Origin of the sequence: Pseudomonas sp. PDM09 (genome assembly GCF_014852305.1) — a bacterium.
In the GTDB taxonomy this organism is placed as follows: Bacteria; Pseudomonadota; Gammaproteobacteria; order Pseudomonadales; family Pseudomonadaceae; genus Aquipseudomonas.
Map to the genome: position 1 here is coordinate 18949 of NZ_JACVBI010000013.1, position 21534 is coordinate 40482.

The following is a 21534-nucleotide window of genomic DNA, read 5'->3' on the forward strand; positions in this document are numbered from 1 at the left end:
CGGTGCGACAACGAAATCGTCACCCGTGAGGTAGGCGCAAACGTGACGGCCGCCCGGTTTGGGCGGCCGTCAGCCTGCTGATCAGCTGTTGTTGTGATCGACCTTGATGGTCGGGTCACTGCCGGCGATTAACGAGTTGATGCTGGCGCTGGACCAATTGTTGCCTTCCAGTTTGATCGTCACGTCCGGGGCGGCCGCTGCTGCGTCGGCGCCGTTGAACTTGCCGCCAGAGCTGACTTGCAGGGACGACACACCATCCACCGTGGTGATCTTCAAGAAGTTATCAATGGTGCTGCCGGTTTCGCCCTGCAACAGATCACGCAGGTCGATGCGGTCGCCTTCGCTGGCTTTGAAGTCCTTGATCACGTCGCTGCCGGTATCGCCAGCCTTCCAGATGAAGGTGTCGGCACCCGAACCGCCAATCAGGATGTCGTTGCCTTGACCACCGATCAACGAGTCATTGCCGCTGCCGCCAAGCAGGATGTCATTGCCCTTGCCGGCGTCGAGGAGGTCATTGCCACCCTGGCCGAAGAGAATGTCGTTGCCCGCGCCACCCAGCAGCGTGTCGTTACCGTCGTGGGCGCCAGAGACGTCGAACTCGGTGTAATGCTCGGTGATGTACTGGTGCACGTTGCTGGTGGTGACTTTGCTGGCGTCGACGCCGGTCTGCTGGGCCACGAACGCCTGCATGGCCTGATAACCCTCACCGGCAACGCCGTTGAAACTCACCAGGTCGCCGAACAGCAGGTCGTTGCCGTCGCCGCCGCTGACCGTGTCGGCACCCGGCATCGTCGCTTCGGTATGGCCGATGATCGAGTTGGCCAGGTCTTTCGGGTCGATGTTGGTTTGTGGCGTTTGATCCGAGTCGTACGGCTTGAGGTCGCCGAGGGTAACGTCCTTGTTCAGGCCGATGGCTTCCACCGTCGACACGCTGCTCAGCAATGTGAAGCTGCTGGTGGAGTTGTCGATGGCAGTGGAATCGGTGCTGTAGCCGGTGCCATCGCGATAGGACAGCTCATAGGTGCCGTTGCCCTCGGCATGGAGGGTGCCCAGTTCAGAACTGCTCCAGCGCCCCGAGTTTTTCAGAGTCTGCAGTGTGACGTTGCCGGCACTGTCGATGGTCAGGTAGTGAGTGTTGTCCAGGTAGCTGGAATATGTCTGCCCCAACTTGTAATTGGTGGTGGTGATGACGTCATCGAGCCTCACATTGCCGAACAAGGTCGGGTTGGTTTGCTCGCCACCCTGGTAGTAGGTCGGCTTGCCGTCGGTGATGAAGTACGTGAGGTTCTTCGCGCCGGTGTTGGCCATCGCATCGGCACTCTGGAACCAGTTGGCCGTGGTTTTGAACACGTCCTCGTAGTTGGTGCCGCCGCCGGACGACATCGAGTCCAGCACGGATTTGAGCAAGGTCAGAGCGTTCGGGTCGTTCAGGTTCACCGACACCGATTTGTTGACCTGGTTATCAAAGTCCGCCAGGAAGATGTTCACCGTCCCGGAGTTGCCACCCATGCTTTGCTTGAGGGTGTTGAACACCGCGGTCAGCGAATCCTTGGCGGCGCTGATCGAAGAAGCGCTCATGCTGCCCGAGCTGTCGACCATGAAGGCGATGTTGTAGTTGGTGCCTGGCACCACAGTCAGCCCGCCGATGTCGGCGACCATGATGTCGTTGCCGTCAGTACCGGTGATGGTGTCGTCGGCGGCAGTGGCAGTCACCGCGTTATAGACCGACGGGTACACCGTGACCGGGATCTGCGCGGTACTCGGTGCCGAACCGCCTTGGACTTCGGTGGACGTCGAGGTGACAGTCAGAGTGAACTGGCCGTTGTAGTACGGCGGCGGAGTAACGGTCAGCGTGCCGAGGTTCCAGCCAGTGACGTTGGCTTCACCGGAGGTGGCGCTGGCGGTGAAGGTATGGCCCGCACCGTCGGTGAGCACCGAGCCTGCCGGGATGCCGCTGATCTTCACGCTCAGGCTTTCAGAGCCGTCGGTGTCGGTCAGTGCCGTTTTGATCGCGGACAGGTGAACGCTGGTGCCTTCGGCGCCTTCGTTGAGTTTGTAGCCGTCGTAGTAGCCTTCGCCATTGCTGCCGTGCAGGTCGGAAACCGTCACGCCAGAAGCGGCCAGATCCGCCACGCCGGTGTACAGCGGCACGCCGGCACTGCTCAAGTCGACTGCCGCACCGCCGTTGACCGACAGGTTGACGTCATAGCTGCCCGGGCCGCTCTGGTTGTGGTGGTAGATGTCCAGAGTGTAATAACCGCTGGTGGTCGGGATGAGCGAACCGTTCAGATTACCGCCCGCGCCCCAAGTGATTGCAGCCACGTTTTTACCGCCGATGGTCACCAACAGGCTGTCGTCACCGGTACCGCTGAAGGTGTATGTCTTGCCGGCTTCGAGGTAAATCAGGCCAGAGGTTTTCGAGGCGGTGCCGGCCGTGACACTTCCGTTGGACTGCACATTGGTCACGGTGCCACTGGAGTTCGGTGTACCCGCGCCGTCGATGACCGATTTCAGCGTACTGGAAGATGCGCCGCTGCCATCGGTGCCAAGGCCCGACAGACCGGTCCAGACTTCCTTGATCAGGCCGGTCGACTTGACGCTGTTGTCCGCGACGCTCAGGGACGGCGCGTCGGCAACCGGTGTGATGTCGATTTTCACCGTGCCGGTGCTGCCCAGCAGTTGACCGTCGGTTGGCTGGAACTTGATCTGCGCGTAGTCAGCCTGGTTGTTGCCCAGGCCGCTGCCACCGTAACCATCGATGCCCGATTCGTTGGCATCTGGCGTGAAGCGCAACTTGCCGGCGTCGATATCGGCCTTGCTGACGGTCTGGTTGGTCGCCACGTCTTTCCAGGTCGCACCGTCCAGGTACTGCAACTTGCCGTCGCCCGGCAGCTGAGTGATTTTCACCCCCAGGTTGGCGGTTGCGCTGTCGACATCGCTGACGCCGAAGGTCGACCAGCCGAGAATCAGCGGGGTGTCTTCGGTGCCGGTGACGTTAACCGGTGCGGCGGTCGGCGCGTCGTTCACGGCCACCACGTTGACGGTGGTGGTCGCGGTGTTGGAGTAGTTGCTGCCATCGGTCACCGTCACGGTGATGATCCGTGGCACGGTGCTCGTATCTTCACTGCTGTTGGTGAAGCTGATGTTTTTGATCTGCTGCATGTAGTCGGCCAGCGTCGCGTTGCCCGACAGGGTCAGGGTAACCGTGCCGTCCTGGCTGTTGGCGTTGATGCTGATGCCATTGACGCTGTTGCCCAGGTTCAGCGCATCGCCCGGCTGACGATTGGTCAGCACGATGGTCGCGCCGGTCAGCATCGTGCTGTCCGGGTCGGTGATTTTCAGGTCGGTGTCGCCAATTGAGACGCCTTGGCCGGTAGTGCCTTCGGTGAAGGTCACGTTGTAGTTGGCCCCGGTGGCACCGCTGGAGTTGTTGGCGTCCAGGTCGAGAACCGGCGCGGCATCGTTGTCGATGATCGAGGTGCTGACACTGCCGTTGGAAGCACTGACCGCGAGGTTTTCGAAGTTGCCGCCGGTGGCCGAGTCGATCTTGACCACGAAGTTCTCGGTGCCTTCGGTGAGCTTGTCGTCCAGCGTCGCGACGTTGAAGCTTGCGCTGCTGGCGCCCGCCGGGATTTTCACGGTGTACACGCCGGTGAAGTCCGAACCGTCGGCGGCAGTGCCGCTGTAGACGATTTTCAGGGTCACTTCGGTCTGCGCCGGGTGGGTCAGGCTGACGGTGTAGCTGGCGGTCTGGCCTTCGGTGACCGAGGTGCTGCCGCTGATGCTGACTTCGGTTTTGTCGATCGTGTCGGTGACAGTCGTGACCGCAGCAGTATTGCTGGTGACCAGGTTTTCGAAGTTGCCGCCGGTGGCGCCAGTGATGGTTGCTTCGACTTGGCCGGCGTCTTTGTAGACGTCGTCCTTCGGCGCATCGACAGTCACGGTGCCAGTGGTTTTGCCAGCGTCGATGGTGATCACGGCGCCATTGCTCAACGTCACGGTCACCGGAGTGCCGGCGGCGTTGGTCAGGGTCGCGGTGTAAGTGATCTGGCTACCTTCGGCGACCGAGTTGGTCGCGCTCAGGCTGAGGTTGGTGGTGTCGACGGTGTCGGTCACGATGGTGCTGACCGGCGTTTTATCCGCTACCAGGTTCTCGTAGTTGCCGCCGCTGACGCTGGTGATCGAGTTGGTCAGCGGAGCATGACCGGCCAATGCGTCGTTCGGTGCGGCGGTGGTCACGGTACCGGTGGTTTTACCGACTTCGATGGTGATCGTCTGACCGTTGGCCAAGGACACGGTGACCGGGCTGCCCGTCACGGGCGCACCGACAGTCGCGGTGTAAGTGACGGTGCCGCCTTCAGTTGCCGACGCGGTGGCGTTCAGGGTAACCGTCGAGGTGTCGAGGGTGTCGGTGATGCTGGTGACTGCCGGGGCAGTGCTGGGAACCAGGTTCTCGAAATTGCCACCGGTGGCAGTGGAGATGGTTGCTTCGACGGTGCCAGCGTCTTTGTAGACGTCGTCCTTCGGCGCATCGACAGTCACGGTGCCAGTGGTTTTGCCGGCGTCGATGGTGATCACGGCGCCATTGCTCAACGTCACGGTCACCGGAGTGCCGGCGGCGTTGGTCAGGGTCGCCGTGTAGGTGATCTGGCCGCCTTCATCCACGGTGCCGGTCGCGGTCAGCGACAGGTTGGTGGTGTCCGCAGTATCGGTCACTGAGGTATCGGCTGATTTGCCGTCGACTTCCAGTTTCTCGTAGTTGCCGCCTTTGGCATCGTCGATCTTGACGCTCAGGGAGGTGCCGCCAGCCAGCGCATCATTTGGCGCAACGAAGTTGACAGAGCCGCTGCTTGAGCCGACCGGGATGGTGATGGTCTGGCCGTTGGACAGGGTGACAACCACCGGCGAACCGGTGACAGGCGAAGTTACGGACGCGGTGTAAACCACGGTACCGCCTTCGGCGACGGTAGACGTCGCGGTCAGGTTGACCGTCGAGGTGTCGAGGGTGTCGGTCACCTCGGTAACCACTGCCGCCGGGTTGGTCGCCAGGTTTTCGAAGTTGCCGCCCGCGGCATCCTTGATGGTTACTTCAACTTGGCCGGCGTCTTTGTAAACGTCGTCCTTCGGTGCGTCGACGGTTACAGAACCGGTGGTGGCACCGGCAGCAATGGTGATGACCGCACCGTTGCTCAACGTGACGGTGACCGGAGCGCCGGCAACATTGGTCAGGGTCGCGGTGTAAACGATGGAACCGCCTTCAGCGACCGAATCCGTAGCGCTCAAGCTGAGGGTTGTAGTGTCCGGAGTATCGGTAACCGAGGTGTCGGCTGATTTGCCGTCGACTTCCAGTTTCTCGTAGTTGCCGCCCTTGACATCGTCGATCTTAACGCTCAGCGAACCACCGCCGGCTAGAGCATCGTTCGGCGCGGTGAAGTTGACACTGGCGCTGCTCGAGCCGACCGGAATGGTGATGGTCTGGCCGTTTGACAGGGTCACAACCACCGGCGAACCGGTCACCGGCGCCGATACGGACGCGGTGTAAACCACGGTGCCGCCTTCAGCAACAGTAGACGTCGCGGTCAGGTTCACGGTCGAAGTGTCGAGGGTGTCAGTCACCTCGGTGACCGCTGCCGCTGGGTTGGTGGCCAGGTTCTCAAAATTGCCGCCCGCGGCATCCTTGATGGTCACTTCGACCTGGCCGGCGTCTTTGTAGACATCGTCCTTCGGTGCGTCGACAGTCACGCTGCCGGTGGTCGCGCCAGTGGCGATGGTGATCACGGCGCCGTTGCTCAACGTGACGGTGACCGGAGTCCCGGCGGCGTTGGTCAGGGTCGCGGTGTAAACAATGGAACCGCCTTCAGCGACCGAGTCAGTCGCCGAGAGGCTGAGGGTAGTGGTGTCCTGGGTATCGGTGATCGAGGTGTCCGCCGATTTACCGTCGACTTCCAACTTCTCGTAATTACCGCCCGTTGCGCCGTCAATCTTGACGCTCAAGGAGCCGCCACCGGCCAGCGCATCATTTGGCGCAACGAAGTTGATAGAACCGCTGCTTGAGCCAACCGGAATGGTGATGGTCTGGCCGTTGGACAGGGTCACAACGACTGGCGAACCGGTGACCGGTGCGTTGACGGACGCGGTGTAAATCACAGTGCCGCCTTCAGCAACGGTAGACGTCGCGGTCAGGTTCACGGTCGAGGTGTCGAGGGTATCGGTCACATCGGTGACCGCTGGCGCCGGATTGGTCGCCAGATTTTCGAAGTTGCCGCCCGCGGTGTCCGTAATGGTGACTTCAACCTTGCTGGCGTCTTTGTAGACGTCGTCCTTCGGTGCGTCGACAGTCACGCTGCCCGTAGTCGCGCCAGCGGCAATGGTGATCACCGCTCCGTTCGACAAGGTCACGGTGACCGGCGTGCCGGCCGCGTTGGTCAAGCTCGCGGTGTAGACGATGGAACCACCTTCGGCGACCGAATCAGTAGCGCTCAGGCTGAGGGTGGTGGTATCCGCGGTATCAGTCACCGAGGTGTCCGCCGATTTGCCGTCGACTTCCAGCTTCTCGTAATTACCGCCTGTTGCGCCGTCAATCTTGACGCTCAGGGAGCTGCCACCCGCAAGGGGGCTGTTTGGCGCGACAAAGTTCACGCTGCCGGTGGTTTCGCCGACCGGGATGGTGATGCTCTGGCCGTTGGACAGGGTGACGACCACTGGCGCACCGGTGACGGGTGCGCTGACGGTCGCGGTGTAGACCACGGTTTCGCCTTCAGCGACGTTCGCGGTGGCACTCAGCGAAACGGTGCTGGTATCGATGGTGTCGGTGATGGTGGTGACTGCCGGAGTGTCGCTAGCCACCAGGTTTTCGAAGTTGCCGCCGACCGCGCCTTTGATGGTCGCTTCAACGGTGCCGTTGTCTTTATAGACGTCGTCCTTCGGTGCATCGATGGTTACAGAACCGGTAGTTTTACCCGCTTCGATGGTGATCACGGCACCGTTGCTGAGCGTGACGGTTACTGGTGTACCGGCCGCATTGGTCAGGGTTGCCGTGTAGGTGATCTGGCCGCCTTCATCCACGGTGCCGGTCGCGGTCAACGACAGGTTGGTGGTGTCCGCGGTGTCAGTGACCGAGGTGTCCGCCGACTTGCCATCGATGTCCAGTTTCTCGTAGTTGCCGCCCTTGGCATCGTCGATCTTGACGCTCAGAGAACCGCCACCAGCCAGGGCATCGTTCGGCGCAGTGAAGTTCACGCTGGCGCTGCTCGATCCAACCGGAATGGTGATGATCTGGCCGTTGGACAGGGTCACGACCACTGGCGAGCCGGTGACCGGTGCGCTGACAGACGCGGAGTAAACCACGGTGCCGCCTTCAGCCACAGTGCTGGTCGCAGTGAGGTTGACGGTCGAGGTGTCGAGGGTGTCGGTCACGTCGGTGACTGCAGCCGCGGGGCTGGTGGTCAGGTTTTCGAAGTTTCCGCCCGCGGCATCCTTGATGGTGACTTCAACTTGGCCGGCGTCTTTGTAGACATCATCTTTCGGCGCATCGACGGTCACGGAACCGGTAGTTGCACCGGCCGCGATGGTGATGATCGCGCCGTTGCTCAACGTGACGGTGACCGGAGTCCCGGCGGCGTTGGTCAGGGTCGCGGTGTAAACGATGGAGCCACCTTCAGCCACGGAGTCGGTTGCGCTCAAGCTGAGGGCCGTGGTTTCCGTCGTATCAGTCACCGAGGTGTCCGCCGACTTGCCGTCGACTTCCAGCTTCTCGTAGTTACCACCTTTGGCATCGTCGATTTTGACGCTCAAGGAGCCGCCGCCTGCCAACGCATCGTTTGGCGTAACGAAGTCGACAGAACCGCTGCTCGAGCCGACCGGGATGGTAATGATCTGGCCGTTGGACAGCGTTACGACGACTGGCGAGCCGGTGACCGGTGCCGACACGGACGCGGTATAAACCACGGTGCCGCCTTCGGCGACGCTCGAAGTGGCACTCAGCGAAACAGTGCTGGTATCGATGGTGTCGTTAACGGTGGTGACCGCCGGGGTGTCGCTGGCGACCAGGTTCTCGAAGTTGCCACCAGTCGCGTCTTTGATCGTCGCTTCGACGGTGCCGGTGTCTTTGTAGACGTCGTCCTTCGGCGCATCGACAGTCACGGAACCAGTGGTTTTTCCCGCTTCAATGGTGATCACGGCGCCGTTCGACAAGGTCACGGTCACGGGTGTACCGGCCGCATTGGTCAGGGTTGCCGTGTAGGTGATCTGGCCGCCTTCATCCACCGAACCGCTGGCGGTCAGCGACAGATTGGTGGTGTCCGCAGTGTCAGTCACCGAGGTGTCCGCCGACTTGCCGTCAACCTCCAGCTTCTCGTAGTTACCACCTTTCGCATCGTCGATCTTGACGCTCAGCGAGCTTCCACCAGCCAGCGCATCGTTTGGCGCAACGAAGTTGACAGAACCGCTGCTCGATCCAACCGGAATAGTAATGGTCTGGCCATTGGACAGAGTGACAACCACTGGCGAACCGGTGACCGGTGCGTTGACGGACGCGGTGTAAACCACGGTCCCGCCTTCAGCGACAGTAGACGTCGCCGTCAGATTAACCGTCGAAGTGTCGAGGGTGTCAGTCACCTCGGTGACCGCTGCCACCGGGTCCGTCACCAGGTTCTCAAAGTTGCCACCGGCGGCGTCCGCGATGGTCACTTCGACCTTGCCGGCATCTTTATAAACATCATCGGCAGGCGCATCGACGCTCACGCTGCCGGTGGTCGCGCCAGCGGCGATGGTGATCACCGCGCCGTTGCTCAAGGTCACAGTGACCGGCGTGCCGGCCGGATTGGTCAGGGTCGCGGTGTACAGAATCTGACCACCTTCGGCCACTTCGGTGGACGCCGACAGGCTCAGGCCGGTGTCGTCTTTCGAGTCGGTAATGGTGGTGAGCGCTGGCTCTGTACTCGGGGTCAGTTGTTCGAAATTGCCGCCGGTGGTGCCGGTGATCGTAGTGCTGACGGTGTTGCCGTTGTTGTAGACGTCGTTGGTCGGCGTATCGACGGTCACGCTGCCGGTGGTCTTGCCCGCTTCGATGGTAATGACCGAGCCGTTGCTCAAGGTCACGGTCATCGGCGTGCCGGCCGGGTTGGTCAGGGTCGCGGTGTAGGTGATCTGGCCGCCTTCGATGACGGTGCCGGTGGCACTGAGGCTCAGGCCGGTATTGTCGATCGAGTCAGTGATGGTGGTGACTGCCGGCGTGGTGCTCGGTACCAGGTTCTCGAAGTTGCCGCCGCTGGTGCCCGTGATCGTGGTGCTGACGGTGCTGCCGTTGTTGTAGGCGTCATTGGCCGGGGTGTCGACGTTCACGGAACCCGTGGTTTTACCGGCTTCGATGGTGATGGTCGAACCGTTGGACAAGGTGACGGTGACCGGTGTCTGCGCCGGGTTGGTCAACGTGGCGGTGTAGGTGATCTGGCCGCCTTCAGTGACGCTGCCGGTGGCGGACAGGGTCAGGCCAGTGTCGTCGACCGAATCGGTAATGGTGGTGACCGCCGGAGTCGGGTTCGGCACCAGATTCTCGAAGTTGCCACCGGTAGTCCCGGTGATCGTGGTGCTGAGGGTGCTGCCATTGTTGTAGACGTCATTGGCCGGCGTCGGAACGTTCACGCTGCCGGTGGTCTGGCCGGCTTCGATGGTGATGGTCGAACCGTTGGACAGGGTGACGGTGACTGGCGTCTGCGCCGGGTTGGTCAGGGTCGCGGTGTAAGTGATCTGACCACCTTCGGTGACGGTCGAAGCCGCCGTCAGCGTGACGGTGGTGGTGTCGGCGGAATCGGTAATGGTGGTGACGGCCGGGGTTGGATTGGGCACCAGATTTTCGAAGTTGCCGCCAGTCGCGCCGGTAATCGTGGTGCTGACGGTACTGCCATTGTTGTAGACGTCGTTGGCCGGCGTCGGAACGTTGACGCTGCCGGTGGTGTTGCCCGCGGCGATGGTGATGGTCGAACCGTTGGACAAGGTGACGGTGACCGGCGTCTGCGCAGGGTTGGTCAATGTCGCGGTGTAGGTGATCTGGCCACCTTCAGTGACGGTCGAGCCCGCTGACAGTGTGACGGTGCTGGTGTCGACGGTGTCGGTGACCTGAGTCACGGCCGGAACGGTCGGCGGGGTGACCACGATACCGCTGCCGCCCGTGGTGCCGGTGACGGTCACGGTGATTTGGGTTGGATCGTTATAAACCGTGTCGTTCGGTGCCAGCGGAACGTTGACGGTGCCGGTGGTTTGGCCGGCTGCAATCACGATCACCGAGCCATTGGACAGGGTGATGGTCAGGTCGGTCAGCGGTGCCTGGGTCAGGGTCGCGGTGTAAACCAGCACGCCACCGGCCTCGGTGATGGTCGGCGTGGCGCTCAGGCTCAGGGTCGATTCGCGCAGGGCATTGGCGCTGGTATCAGCAGTCTGGCCGCCGGTGGTGTTTTGGGTTGCCAACGCGGCCGTGGCGAGACCCTCAGTCGGGAAGCCGATAGTCGGGTCGACCCGGCCAGCGGTTGCCTCCAGGGCCACGAAGCTGTGGCCACCACCGGCAGCGCCGCCCCCGCTTGCAGCCGTAGGGCCGGCCGCGGTGGCTTCAAGAGCGGTGGTCGGGTCGACGCCGGCGGCGATGGCTTGCTGCAATTCGTCAACCGATGGCGCGGCTTGTGCAGTGGCTTGCGCAAGGTCGGTGCTGGAATCCGGATCGCTGCCGCTCCACTGAGTGTCGCGGCCCAGGTCCAGGGTCCGGCCATCAGCCAGTTCGAGCGTAATGGCGCCGGCGGCACCGGTGTCTACCTGATCGCCGACCAACAACCGGTCGCCTTCAACGAGTACGCGGCGGATGCCTTCTGGCGACACCGCGAAAACCTGACCAACAATGCTTTTGACGATGGCAACAACACTGCTCATTGAAGACTCTCCGGGTGTCACGTTCAGTTGACCTCCATGAACCGCTCGGCATGTTCGCCGATCGGGGCTGGACGTACTTTCTAAGATGTTTGATGCATAACTTTGACGCGGCAATCGTCAATAATTTGGCTATATTTTTTCGAAATTAACTTTATGCCAAACTATTGACCTTATGGGAGCCATCCTAAACAATCGCCCCAGTAATGTCACATTGATATTTAAGCGGCGACCTGTCCTGCAGCGTGTGATCCAGTTCCGATTTTGAACTTTCCGACATACGGTCATTCCGGTTGCCATCATCCGATGCAGCGCCACGTACTGCAGTGATTCAAGACAAGAAGTCCCGGGAAATTCCAACTATGCGTTTGCACCTGTTCAAGGTTCTACCCTTCGCCCTTGCCGCCAGCTTTGTTCAGGCGCAAAGCCTCCCGCAGGCCATGCAGCAGGCGCTGGATGTTCATCCGGAAATTCAGGCAGGGGTTAACAGCCGATTGGCCGCGGATTATCAGTTAAAGGCAGCCAAAGGTGGATACCTGCCACGGGTCGATCTGCTCGGTGGTTACGGTCGCGAAGGCACTGACAGCGTCACCACCCGCGCCGCTGGCAACAATAACCACTGGGAAACGTTGAACCGTAGCGAGTCAAGTTTACGTCTGTCGCAGATGGTATTTGACGGTTTTGCGACGTCCAGCGAGGTGGGGCGTCAACAAGCCACCGTTAATTCCCGCGCTTATTCCTTGCTGGGCACATCGGAACGTACCGGGCTGACTGTCGCTCAGGTCTATCTCGATGTATTGACTCGCCGCGAATTCGTGCGCCTGGCTGAAGACAATCTGAAGAACCATGAACGGATTCTCGACCAGATCAAGTTGCGCACCCAGCGCGGCGTGGGCAGCGGCGCCGACCTTGATCAGGCTGACGCGCGTATGGCCCAGGCCCGCAACAACCTGATCACTGAACAGACCAACCTGGCCGATGCCGAAACCAACTTCCTCAGCGCCGTCGGCCAGATGCCCGATCAACTGGAGCGGCCCGCCGATTTCATGGCGCTGTTGCCGGCCAACCTGAATGAAGCCCGGGCGCAGATGCTGGAAAACAGCCCGATCCTGCGCTCCGCCGAATCCGATATCGCTGCCGCCGAGAAACAGTACGAAGCCGCCAAGTCGAGCTTCTATCCGCGCTTCGATGCCGAACTGGGTCGCAGCGCCGACAACGATATTGACGGTCAGAACGGTCACAGCAACGAATGGCAGGCCATGCTGCGTATGCGCTTCAATTTGTTCGCCGGTGGCAGCAACAAGGCTGATCTGGAATCCAAGTCCTACCTGTCGAACCAGGCGCTGGATATTCGAAACAATGCCCTGCGTGTGTTGAACGAAGAACTGGGTCTGGCCTGGAATGCCTTGAACAACGCTAACGCCCAAGTGCCGATCGCCCAGCAATATGTCGATCGCAGCACCAGCGTACGTAGCGCGTACCAGAAGCAGTTCAGCCTCGGAGAACGCACTTTGCTCGACCTGCTCGACAGTGAAAACGAGCTGTTCAGCGCTTCCCGTCGGCTGGCCGAGATCAAAAACATTCAGTTATTTACTCAGTACCGAATCAAGGCGACCATGGGCGAATTGCTCAAAAGTCAGGGCGTAGTCGCACCGTTGGCATCCGTTGTGCAAAACGACGTGAAGCCCAAGGTTCAGTTGCCCGGGATGAATTGAGTCCTGCCCCATTTTAATCGTTAGCCAAGAGTGTCGAGCGTGGAATCAGAAGTCAGTCGAGTTCAACTCATTCATGATCCGCGCGCGCTGCATGACGATCCGTTACTGGACGGCCTGCTAGCCCTTTGCACTTTGCACCAGAAACCGGCCAGCGCCGCGATGCTGACCACCGGCCTGCCGTTACCCAAACAACGCCTGAGCGTCGAACTGCTGCCCCGCGCGGCCGCTCGCGCCGGGCTGCAAGGGCGGGTGCTGCAACGTAAGCTGGAGCAGATTCCGGCGATTGCCATGCCGGCGCTGTTGCTGCTCAAGGAAGGTCGCAGCGCGGTGCTGCTCGGCTGGCACGGTGAAGACCAGGCCCGCCTGCTGCTTAGCGAAAGCGATGGTGGCGAAGTCTGCGTCAGCCGTGAACTGCTCGCCGACGATTACAGCGGCAAAGTCTTCTTCGCCCAACCCCAACATAAATTCGACGTTAACCACGGCACGCTGATCCCGCGTGCGCGTTCGTGGTTTCGCGACACCCTCAAGCGTTCGCGCTGGCTGTACGCCGACGCCATCGCCGCCAGTTTTCTGATCAACATCATTGCCATGGCCGCGCCGCTGTTCGTGATGAATGTCTACGACCGCGTGGTGCCGAACCAGGCCGAGTCGACCCTGTGGGTCCTGGCCATCGGCATCACGGGCGCTTATCTGTTCGACCTGATCCTCAAGAGCCTGCGCAGCCTGTGCCTGGACCTGGCCGGCAAGAAAACCGACCTGATCATCTCCGCGACGCTGTTCGAGCGCATCGTCGGCATGGCCATGAAATACCGCCCGGCCCGTGTCGGCAGCTTCGCCCAGAACATCCATGAGTTTCAGAGCCTGCGGGACTTCCTCGCGTCGCTGACCCTCACCAGCCTGATCGACCTGCCGTTTACGCTGCTGATCTTCATGGTCATCGCGATCCTGGGCGGGCATCTGGTGTGGATTCCGGTGCTGGCGTTCCCGATTGCCTTGCTGATCGGGTATGCCTTGCAGAAGCCGCTGGTGGCGACCATGGAACGAACCATGGCCCTGGGCGCCGAGCGCCAGTCGAGCCTGATCGAAACCCTCGCCGGTCTCGATGCGGTGAAGGTCAATAACGCCGAAAGCGAACGCCAGTATCAGTGGGAACAAACCATCGGCACCCTCAGCCGCCTCGAGCTGCGGGTGAAAATGCTGTCCGGTCTGGCGATGAACATCACCTTGCTGATCCAGCAACTGGCCGGGGTGATCATGATCGTCTTCGGCGTGTACCAGATCATCGACGGCCACCTGAGCATGGGCGGCTTGATCGCGTGCTACATGCTCAGCGGTCGTGCCCTCAGCCCATTGGCTTCGTTGTCCGGCCTGCTGACCCGCTACCAGCAGGCCCGCGTGACCATGACCTCGGTCGATCAGATGATGGAGCTGCCCCAGGAGCGCAATTTCGACGAGCGCCCACTGAGCCGCAAGGTGCTGCAAGGCGCCATTGAATGCCGTCAGCTGAGCTTCACTTACCCGGATCAGCAGAACCCCGCGCTGAAGAACATCAACCTGATCATCAAGCCCGGCGAGAAGATCGGCATCATTGGCCGCAGCGGCTCGGGCAAAAGCTCCCTGGCCAAACTGCTGGTGGGCCTCTATCAGCCGGACGACGGCGCGCTACTGGTGGATGGTGTGGATATCCGTCAGATCGACGTCAGCGAATTGCGCCACAACATCGGCTACGTGCCCCAGGACATCCAGTTGCTTGCCGGTACCCTGCGCGACAATTTGGTGTCGGGCGCGCGCTATGTCGAAGACGAATTGGTGCTGCAAGCCGCGGAACTGGCCGGCGTCCACGAATTCGCCCGTCTGCACCCGCAAGGTTATGAGCTGCAAGTCGGTGAGCGTGGGCAGAACCTGTCCGGTGGTCAGCGTCAGAACGTCGCCCTGGCCCGAGCGCTGCTGCTCAACCCACCGATCCTGTTGCTGGACGAACCGACCAGCGCCATGGACAACACTGGTGAAGAACGCCTCAAACAACGCCTCGCGGCGGTGGTTGAGAACAAGACCGTGGTGCTGGTAACGCACCGGGCTTCGCTGTTGTCGCTGGTGGATCGTCTGTTGGTGATCGACCGTGGGCAGATACTCGCCGATGGCCCGAAAGCCGCCGTGATGGAAGCGTTGAAGAAGGGGCAGATCAGTGTTGCTTAAGTCCGGGGTCAAGGATTCCATCCGCCGCTACTTCAAAGGCTCCGCGTCGCTGCAAGGCCAGCCCCTTCCCGAGGTCAACAAAGCGCTGATCGAAGACGCCCCGCGCGTGGTGCGATTGACGATCTGGGCGATCATCGGCTTCTTCGTGTTCCTGATGCTCTGGGCCAACTTCGCGGTAATCGATGAAGTCACCAAGGGCGACGGCAAGGCGATTCCGTCGTCGAAGATCCAGAAAATCCAGAACCTTGAGGGCGGTATCGTCTCCGAGTTGTTCGTGACCGAAGGGCAGATCGTCGAGGCCGGCGCGCCGCTGATTCGTCTGGACGACACACGGTTTGCCTCCAATGTCGGTGAAACCGAAGCCGATCGGCTGTCGATGCTGCTGCGTGTGGAGCGCTTGAGCGCCGAGGTCGATGACCGTCCGCTGAACTTCCCCGCCGACGTGCTCAAGGCTGTTCCTACTCAGGCTGCCAGTGAAGAGTCGCTGTACATCAGCCGTCGTCAGCAACTGTACGATGAAATCGGTGGCTTGAAAGAGCAGTTGATCCAGCGTCAGCAAGAGCTGCGCGAGTTCACCTCCAAACAGTCTCAGTATCGCAACGCGTTGTCGCTGCAACGTCAGGAAATCAACATGTCCGAGCCGTTGGTAGCTCAGGGCGCGGTGTCGCCGGTGGAGGTTTTGCGACTCAAGCGTGCGGAGGTCGAAACCCGCGGCCAACTGGACGCCACTACGCTGGCGATTCCTCGGGCCGAATCGGCGATCAAGGAAGTGCAGCGCAAGATTGACGAGACTCGCGGCAAATTCCGCAGCGAAGCCCTGACCCAACTCAACGAAGCACGCACCGATCTGAACAAGGCCCAAGCCACTGGCAAGGCCCTGGAAGACCGGGTTAGCCGGACGCTGGTGACATCGCCGGTGCGCGGTATCGTCAACAAGTTGCTGGTGAACACCATCGGCGGCGTGATCCAGCCGGGCAGCGATCTGGTGGAGATCGTGCCACTGGATGACACCTTGCTGGTGGAAGCCAAAATTCGTCCGCAAGACATCGCGTTCCTGCACCCGGGGCAAGACGCCACGGTGAAGTTCACGGCTTACGACTACACCATCTACGGTGGGCTGAAGGCCAAGCTGGAGCAGATTGGTGCCGATACCATCACCGACGAAGACAAGAAGACCACGTACTACATCATCAAATTGCGCACAGAGCGCAGCCACCTTGGGACGGATGAGAAGCCGTTGTTGATCATCCCGGGGATGGTGGCGTCGGTGGATATCATTACCGGCAAGAAGACCGTGCTCAGTTATTTGCTCAAGCCGATTATTCGGGCGCGCGCCGAGGCGTTGCACGAGCGGTAGTTTTTCGGTGCGGCTGAGGGCCTCTTCGCGAGCAAGCCCGCTCCCACATGGGATTTGAGTCGATCACAAGACCCCCTGTGGGAGCGGGCTTGCTCGCGAAGGCGGCCTAATAGACGCTGCATGCCAAAAGCCATATCGTTATTCGTTAACGGTATTTAAATTTCAATTCTTATACCTATAAAGTCACTCCCCTGCGTACCTGCCGACCAATCGGCGCGCCGCACGACACGAACCAACACGGGACCTCCGTGAGTTTCTGATCGATGCGCGCCCTTGAGCGCGCAGTGCGTGGGAGTGATTTTTATGTCAGCCGTCTCTTTTTCTCCAAAGCCTGTGTCAACCAGCGTCGCCGCCATCGCGTCGCAATCCTTCGAAATCCGCCCGTTCAGCGGCGCCGTCGGTGCTGAAATCATCGGCCTGGACCTGTCCCGCCCGATCAACAACCGGGATTTTGCCCGTGTCCATCGCGCGCACCTGGATCATCACGTGGTGGTGTTCCGCGACCAACGCATTACTCCCGAACAGCAGATCGCCTTCAGCCGCCGTTTCGGTGTGTTGCAGATCCATGTACTCAAGCAATTTCTGCTGGCAGGGCATCCGGAAATTCTCATTGTTTCCAACATCATCGAGAACGGCCAATCCATTGGCCTCGGTGACGCCGGCAAGTTCTGGCATTCGGACCTGTCCTATAAAGAACTGCCGAGCCTGGGCTCGATGCTGCATGCCCAGGAGCTGCCGTCCGAAGGTGGCGACACGCTGTTCGCCGACATGCACAAAGCCTGGGACAGCCTGCCCGAAGCACTGCGCAAAGCCGTCAAAGGACGCTCGGCCGCGCACTCCTACACGGCGCGCTACAGCGAGAGCAAATTCGAGGGTAACTGGCGCCCGACCCTGACGCCGGAGCAACTCGCTCAGGTCGCCGAAGTGGTTCACCCCGTCGTCCGCACCCACCCGGAAAACGGGCGCAAGGCGTTGTTCGTCAGCGAGGGCTTCACCACCCGCATCGTCGGTTTGCCGGAAGACGAGAGCAAACAATTGCTCGACGAGCTCTACGCCCACAGCGTGCTGGCGCAAAACATTTACCGCCATCAATGGCAGGCCCACGACCTGGTGTTCTGGGACAACCGTTCGCTGATTCACCTCGCCGCCGGATGCCCCAGCCATCTGCGCCGCAAGTTGTATCGCACCACCATCCAGGGCGACGCGCCTTTCTGATTTCGGAGAATTCCCATGTCCAAACGTCTTCCATTTGCACCCTTGGCTGCGGCCATTGGCCTGGGTTTCAGCCTGCTCACCGGCAGCCTGGTGGCGCCGACCGTGGCTCACGCCGAAGGTGAAATTCGTATCGCCGAACAGTTCGGCATCGTTTATCTGCTGCTCAACGTGGTGCGCGATCAGAACCTGATCGAGAAGTACGGCAAGCAGGAAGGCATCGACATCAAGGTCGACTGGACCCAGCTCTCTGGCGGCTCAGCGGTCAATGATGCGTTGCTTTCCGGTTCCATCGACATTGCCGGAGCCGGCGTCGGCCCGCTGCTGACCATTTGGGACCGCACCCACGGCAAGCAAAACGTCAAAGCCGTGGCCTCCCTGGGCAACTTCCCTTACTACCTGGTGAGCAATAATCCCAAGGTCAAAACCATCGCCGACTTCACCGAAAAGGACCGCATTGCGGTGCCGGCGGTCGGGGTCTCGGTGCAGTCGCGCTTCCTGCAATACGCGGCGGCCAAGCAATGGGGCGACAAGGAATTCAATCGCCTCGACAAGTACACCATCGCCGTTCCGCACCCGGATGCCACCGCGGCACTGATCGCCGGCGGTACCGAGTTGAGTGGGCACTTCTCCAACCCGCCGTTCCAGGATCAGGCGCTGCAAAACCCCAACGTGCATGTGGTGCTGAACACCTATGACTTGCTGGGTCCGAACTCGCCGACGGTGCTGTTCGCCACCGAGAAATTCCGCGACGAGAACCCGAAAACCTACAAAGCCTTCATCGCCGCGCTGACTGAAGCAGCCGAGTTTGCGCAGAACGATAAAGGTGCGGCGGCCGACACTTACATCCGTGTCACCAAGGCCAAAATCGACCGCGCGGCATTGCTGAAAATCATCGACAACCCGCAGTTCGAGTTCAGCATCACACCGAAAAATACCTACCCATTGGCCGAGTTCCTCTATCGCGTCGGCGCGATCAAAAACAAGCCGGACTCGTGGAAGGATTACTTCTTCCAGGACGCCCAGCCGCTGCAAGGGAGCTGACCGACATGAACGCCCCTTTGCAAGGCCACACGGCCAGCAAGCCGATCGCGGCAGCTCAAGCGCTGCTGTCGGTCGACCAGGTCAGCCTGGAATACCGCACGCCTGCGCGGGTGGTTCGAGCGACCCATCAGGTCAGTTTCGAGATCGATCCGGCGGACCGCTTTGTGCTGCTCGGTCCTTCGGGCTGCGGCAAGTCGACGTTGCTCAAAGCCGTTGCCGGGTTCATCCCGCCCTGTGAGGGTGAGATTCGCCTGCAAGGCCAGCGGGTCGATGCGCCAGGGCCGGACCGGATCGTGGTGTTCCAGGAGTTCGATCAACTGCCACCGTGGAAAACCGTCAAACAGAACGTGATGTTTGCGCTGCTCGCTTCCAAAACCCTTAAGCGCAAAGAGGCTGAAGAGCGGGCGCTGCACTATCTGGACAAGGTCGGTCTGGCGGCGTTTGCCGATGCCTACCCGCATACCTTGTCTGGCGGCATGAAAGCTCGCGTGGCCATTGCTCGCGCCTTGGCGATGCAGCCGAAGATCCTGTTGATGGACGAGCCCTTCGCTGCCCTTGATGCGCTGACCCGGCGCAAGATGCAGGAAGAGTTGTTGCTGCTCTGGGAGGAGGTGCGTTTCACGCTGCTGTTTGTCACTCACTCCATCGAAGAGGCGTTGGTGGTGGGCAACCGGATTTTGCTGCTGTCGCCTCATCCGGGTCGGGTGCGGGCGGAAGTCCACAGCCATCAATACGACTTGCACAGCTTGGGTGGCGTGGCGTTCCAGGAATCGGCGCGGCGGATTCATCGGCTGTTGTTCGACGAAGGCCAGTCGCCGGAAACCGAGCGTGCGCTGGATTTCGCCGACATTCGCATCGCGTATTGAGTCATTGGAGGATTGCCCGATGAGCCATTCATCATCTGCGCGTAAAGAGTACGAAACGGTTTTGCAGCCGCTGACCAGCGTACCGCTGGAGCGTGAATTACCGCTCGGCCAGCGTCTCTGGCAGCAAGGCTGGCTACGCAAAAGCCTGATCCTGATTTTGCTCGCGGTGCTCTGGGAAGCCGTTGCCCGTTATCAGAACAACGACCTGCTGCTGCCGAGCTTTTTGCAAACCGCCAGCGCGCTGCAGGATGGCCTGCTCAGCGGCGAACTGCTGAGCAAGGTGTGGATTTCGCTGGTTGTTTTGCTCAAGGGTTACCTGATTGGCATCGTTCTGGCGTTTGTCCTGACGACGCTGGCGGTATCGACCCGATTCGGTCGCGATTTGCTGAGCACGCTGACCTCGATGTTCAACCCGTTGCCCGCGATTGCCCTGTTGCCGCTGGCGCTGCTGTGGTTTGGCCTGGGGCAGAACAGCCTGATTTTTGTACTGGTGCATTCGGTGCTCTGGGCGTTGGCCTTGAACACCTATGCCGGGTTTCTCGGTGTCTCGGAAACCTTGCGCATGGCCGGGCGCAATTACGGCCTCAAGGGCATCCGTTTCGTGTTGTTCATCCTGATCCCGGCCGCGTTGCCGTCGATTCTTGCCGGGCTGAAAATCGGCTGGGCCTTCGCCTGGCGTACGCTGATCGCCGCCGAATTGGTGTTTGGCGCTACCAGTGGCAAGGGTGGTTTGGGGTGGTACATCTTCCAGAATCGTAATGAGCTGTATACCGACAAGGTGTTTGCCGGGTTAGCGGTGGTGATCCTGATTGGGTTGCTGGTGGAAAACCTGGTGTTTGATACGTTGGAGCGGGTGACGGTGAAGCGGTGGGGGATGCAGCGGTAGGTTCTGCGGTGTCTGACCTGGCCCTGTGGGAGCGAGCCTGCTCGCGATGGCGTTAGAACATTCAACGAATTTTTTCGAGCCGCACTTTCCAATCGCCCACAAAAAAGGCCGTTTCTGTATCAAAACGGCCTTTGCGAAGTAGTTAAAGACCGGTGAAAAACACTTAAGTTCCGCCCAAAAAACAGTAACTTATAGAATTGTGCTCAAGTCGTGTTACTCGTCGGATTTCTATTGTCACAACCATGACACAGCCTCAGGATCGCGCCGTCATCCCCTTGAGGTTCCTCTATGAAGTTCTCCTCGATTCTCTTGTTGTCCCTTGGCCTGGTCAGTGGCTTCGCTTCTGCAGGCGGCACCACCGAAGCTGGTGTGGGCGGCGCATTGGGCGGGGTTCTTGGCTCGGTCGTCGGTCAATCGCTAGGCGGCAGTACAGGTTCAACCATTGGCGCGGCCCTGGGTGGCGCGGGTGGTAGCGCAGTCGGCGCAGACAAACGCAGCCGTGGCGAAGCCGCCATTGGCGGTGCGCTGGGCGCAGCAGGTGGTAACGTGGTCGGCCGCAGCATGGGCGGCACCACCGGCAGCCTGATCGGCTCCGCAGCAGGTGGCGGCGCCGGTGGCGCGCTGGGTAACTACATGGGCAACAAGAGCGACGACGATGATCGTCGTTCCTATCGTCGTGGTTACGATGATGACGATCGTGGTTACTACCGTCGCGGCCATCCAGGTCGTGGTCATGCCTATGGCCATCGCAAGCATAAACATCACTATCGCGACTGAGGCTTGAATCGCCTCGTTTACCGGTAGATCAAAGAATCGCAGCCCTCGGGCTGCGATTTTTTTTGCTCCTCAAACCGCTAGCCGCTCCAACGCCCCGCGCAATCCGGCAGGAATTGCCACCGGTTGATTCGTGGTCCGATCCACGAACACATGCACGAAGCGCCCCGCCGCACAGGCATCATCTTCACCTGCCTTGAACACCGCCAATTCGTATTGCACCGAACTGTTGCCCAACTTGCCAACCCGCAGGCCGATTTCGATCCGGTCCGGGAAAGCGATAGAGGCAAAGTAGTCGCAGGCCGAACTCACCACAAACCCCACCACCTCGCCGTCATGGATATCCAGGCCACCGACTTCGATCAGGTAGGTGTTTACCGCCGTATCGAAAAAACTGTAGTAGGTGACATTGTTGACATGACCGTAGGCGTCATTGTCGTGCCAGCGAGTGGTGATGGGCTGGAAGTGCGGGTAGTCGGTGCGTTGGGGCATCGGGTTGGACATCAGCGTCAGTTCCTGGGGTTGAACAGCGAGTCTAAGGTGTAAACCGCGTTATCGTTCTTCGCGAGC

10 protein-coding genes are annotated in these 21534 nt (G+C 60.5%); 8 read left to right on the forward strand and 2 right to left on the reverse strand.

What is annotated here, in order from left to right; genetic code table 11:
• Positions 1-81: 81 nt before the first annotated feature.
• Positions 82-10917 carry a retention module-containing protein gene (locus IB250_RS26215; RefSeq protein WP_192346401.1) on the reverse strand — a complete coding sequence of 3612 codons (10836 nt, stop codon included), beginning with the start codon at positions 10915-10917 and terminating at the stop codon, positions 82-84.
• A gap of 359 nt (positions 10918-11276) precedes the next feature.
• Between IB250_RS26215 and IB250_RS26220 the strand changes: the two genes are divergently transcribed.
• From IB250_RS26220 to IB250_RS26255, 8 genes are all read left to right on the forward strand, one after another.
• Positions 11277-12629, forward strand: a complete 1353-nt coding sequence (locus IB250_RS26220) for a TolC family outer membrane protein (protein ID WP_008074875.1) — start codon at positions 11277-11279, stop codon at positions 12627-12629.
• 39 nt (positions 12630-12668) lie between these two features.
• Entirely contained in the window at positions 12669-14825 is a 2157-nt protein-coding gene (locus tag IB250_RS26225; RefSeq protein WP_050682105.1) for a type I secretion system permease/ATPase, read from the forward strand.
• Complete coding sequence (locus IB250_RS26230; protein ID WP_063341962.1) at positions 14815-16182, forward strand: HlyD family type I secretion periplasmic adaptor subunit; 1368 nt, start codon at positions 14815-14817, stop codon at positions 16180-16182. Before IB250_RS26225 ends, IB250_RS26230 begins: the two co-directional genes overlap by 11 nt.
• A 303-nt stretch (positions 16183-16485) precedes the next feature.
• Complete coding sequence (locus IB250_RS26235) at positions 16486-17397, forward strand: TauD/TfdA dioxygenase family protein (RefSeq protein ID WP_192346403.1); 912 nt, start codon at positions 16486-16488, stop codon at positions 17395-17397.
• 15 nt (positions 17398-17412) lie between these two features.
• Positions 17413-18438 carry an ABC transporter substrate-binding protein gene (locus tag IB250_RS26240; RefSeq protein ID WP_192346405.1) on the forward strand — a complete coding sequence of 342 codons (1026 nt, stop codon included), beginning with the start codon at positions 17413-17415 and terminating at the stop codon, positions 18436-18438.
• Positions 18439-18443: 5 nt separating this feature from the next.
• Complete coding sequence (locus IB250_RS26245) at positions 18444-19304, forward strand: ABC transporter ATP-binding protein (RefSeq protein ID WP_192346407.1); 861 nt, start codon at positions 18444-18446, stop codon at positions 19302-19304.
• 19 nt (positions 19305-19323) lie between these two features.
• The gene (locus IB250_RS26250) at positions 19324-20190 is read left to right on the forward strand and encodes an ABC transporter permease (RefSeq protein ID WP_192346409.1); all 867 of its coding nucleotides are present in this window, start codon (positions 19324-19326) and stop codon (positions 20188-20190) included.
• A 288-nt stretch (positions 20191-20478) separates the two neighbouring features.
• Positions 20479-20967 (forward strand): glycine zipper domain-containing protein, encoded by a 489-nt coding sequence (locus tag IB250_RS26255; protein WP_192346411.1) that lies wholly within the window; start codon positions 20479-20481, stop codon positions 20965-20967.
• A gap of 69 nt (positions 20968-21036) precedes the next feature.
• Here IB250_RS26255 and IB250_RS26260 read toward each other — a convergent pair whose 3' ends face one another.
• Positions 21037-21468, reverse strand: coding sequence for an acyl-CoA thioesterase (locus IB250_RS26260; RefSeq protein WP_192346412.1), 432 nt, complete (start codon positions 21466-21468; stop codon positions 21037-21039).
• Between the last annotated feature and the right edge of the window lie 66 nt (positions 21469-21534).

Coding starts and splice junctions, on each gene's coding strand:
- IB250_RS26215 (WP_192346401.1), bottom strand. CDS start 10,917: ATGAGCAGTGTTGTTGCCATCGTCAAAAGCATTGTTGGTCAGGTTTTC.
- IB250_RS26220 (WP_008074875.1), top strand. CDS start 11,277: ATGCGTTTGCACCTGTTCAAGGTTCTACCCTTCGCCCTTGCCGCCAGC.
- IB250_RS26235 (WP_192346403.1), top strand. CDS start 16,486: ATGTCAGCCGTCTCTTTTTCTCCAAAGCCTGTGTCAACCAGCGTCGCC.
- IB250_RS26240 (WP_192346405.1), top strand. CDS start 17,413: ATGTCCAAACGTCTTCCATTTGCACCCTTGGCTGCGGCCATTGGCCTG.
- IB250_RS26245 (WP_192346407.1), top strand. CDS start 18,444: ATGAACGCCCCTTTGCAAGGCCACACGGCCAGCAAGCCGATCGCGGCA.
- IB250_RS26250 (WP_192346409.1), top strand. CDS start 19,324: ATGAGCCATTCATCATCTGCGCGTAAAGAGTACGAAACGGTTTTGCAG.
- IB250_RS26255 (WP_192346411.1), top strand. CDS start 20,479: ATGAAGTTCTCCTCGATTCTCTTGTTGTCCCTTGGCCTGGTCAGTGGC.
- IB250_RS26260 (WP_192346412.1), bottom strand. CDS start 21,468: ATGTCCAACCCGATGCCCCAACGCACCGACTACCCGCACTTCCAGCCC.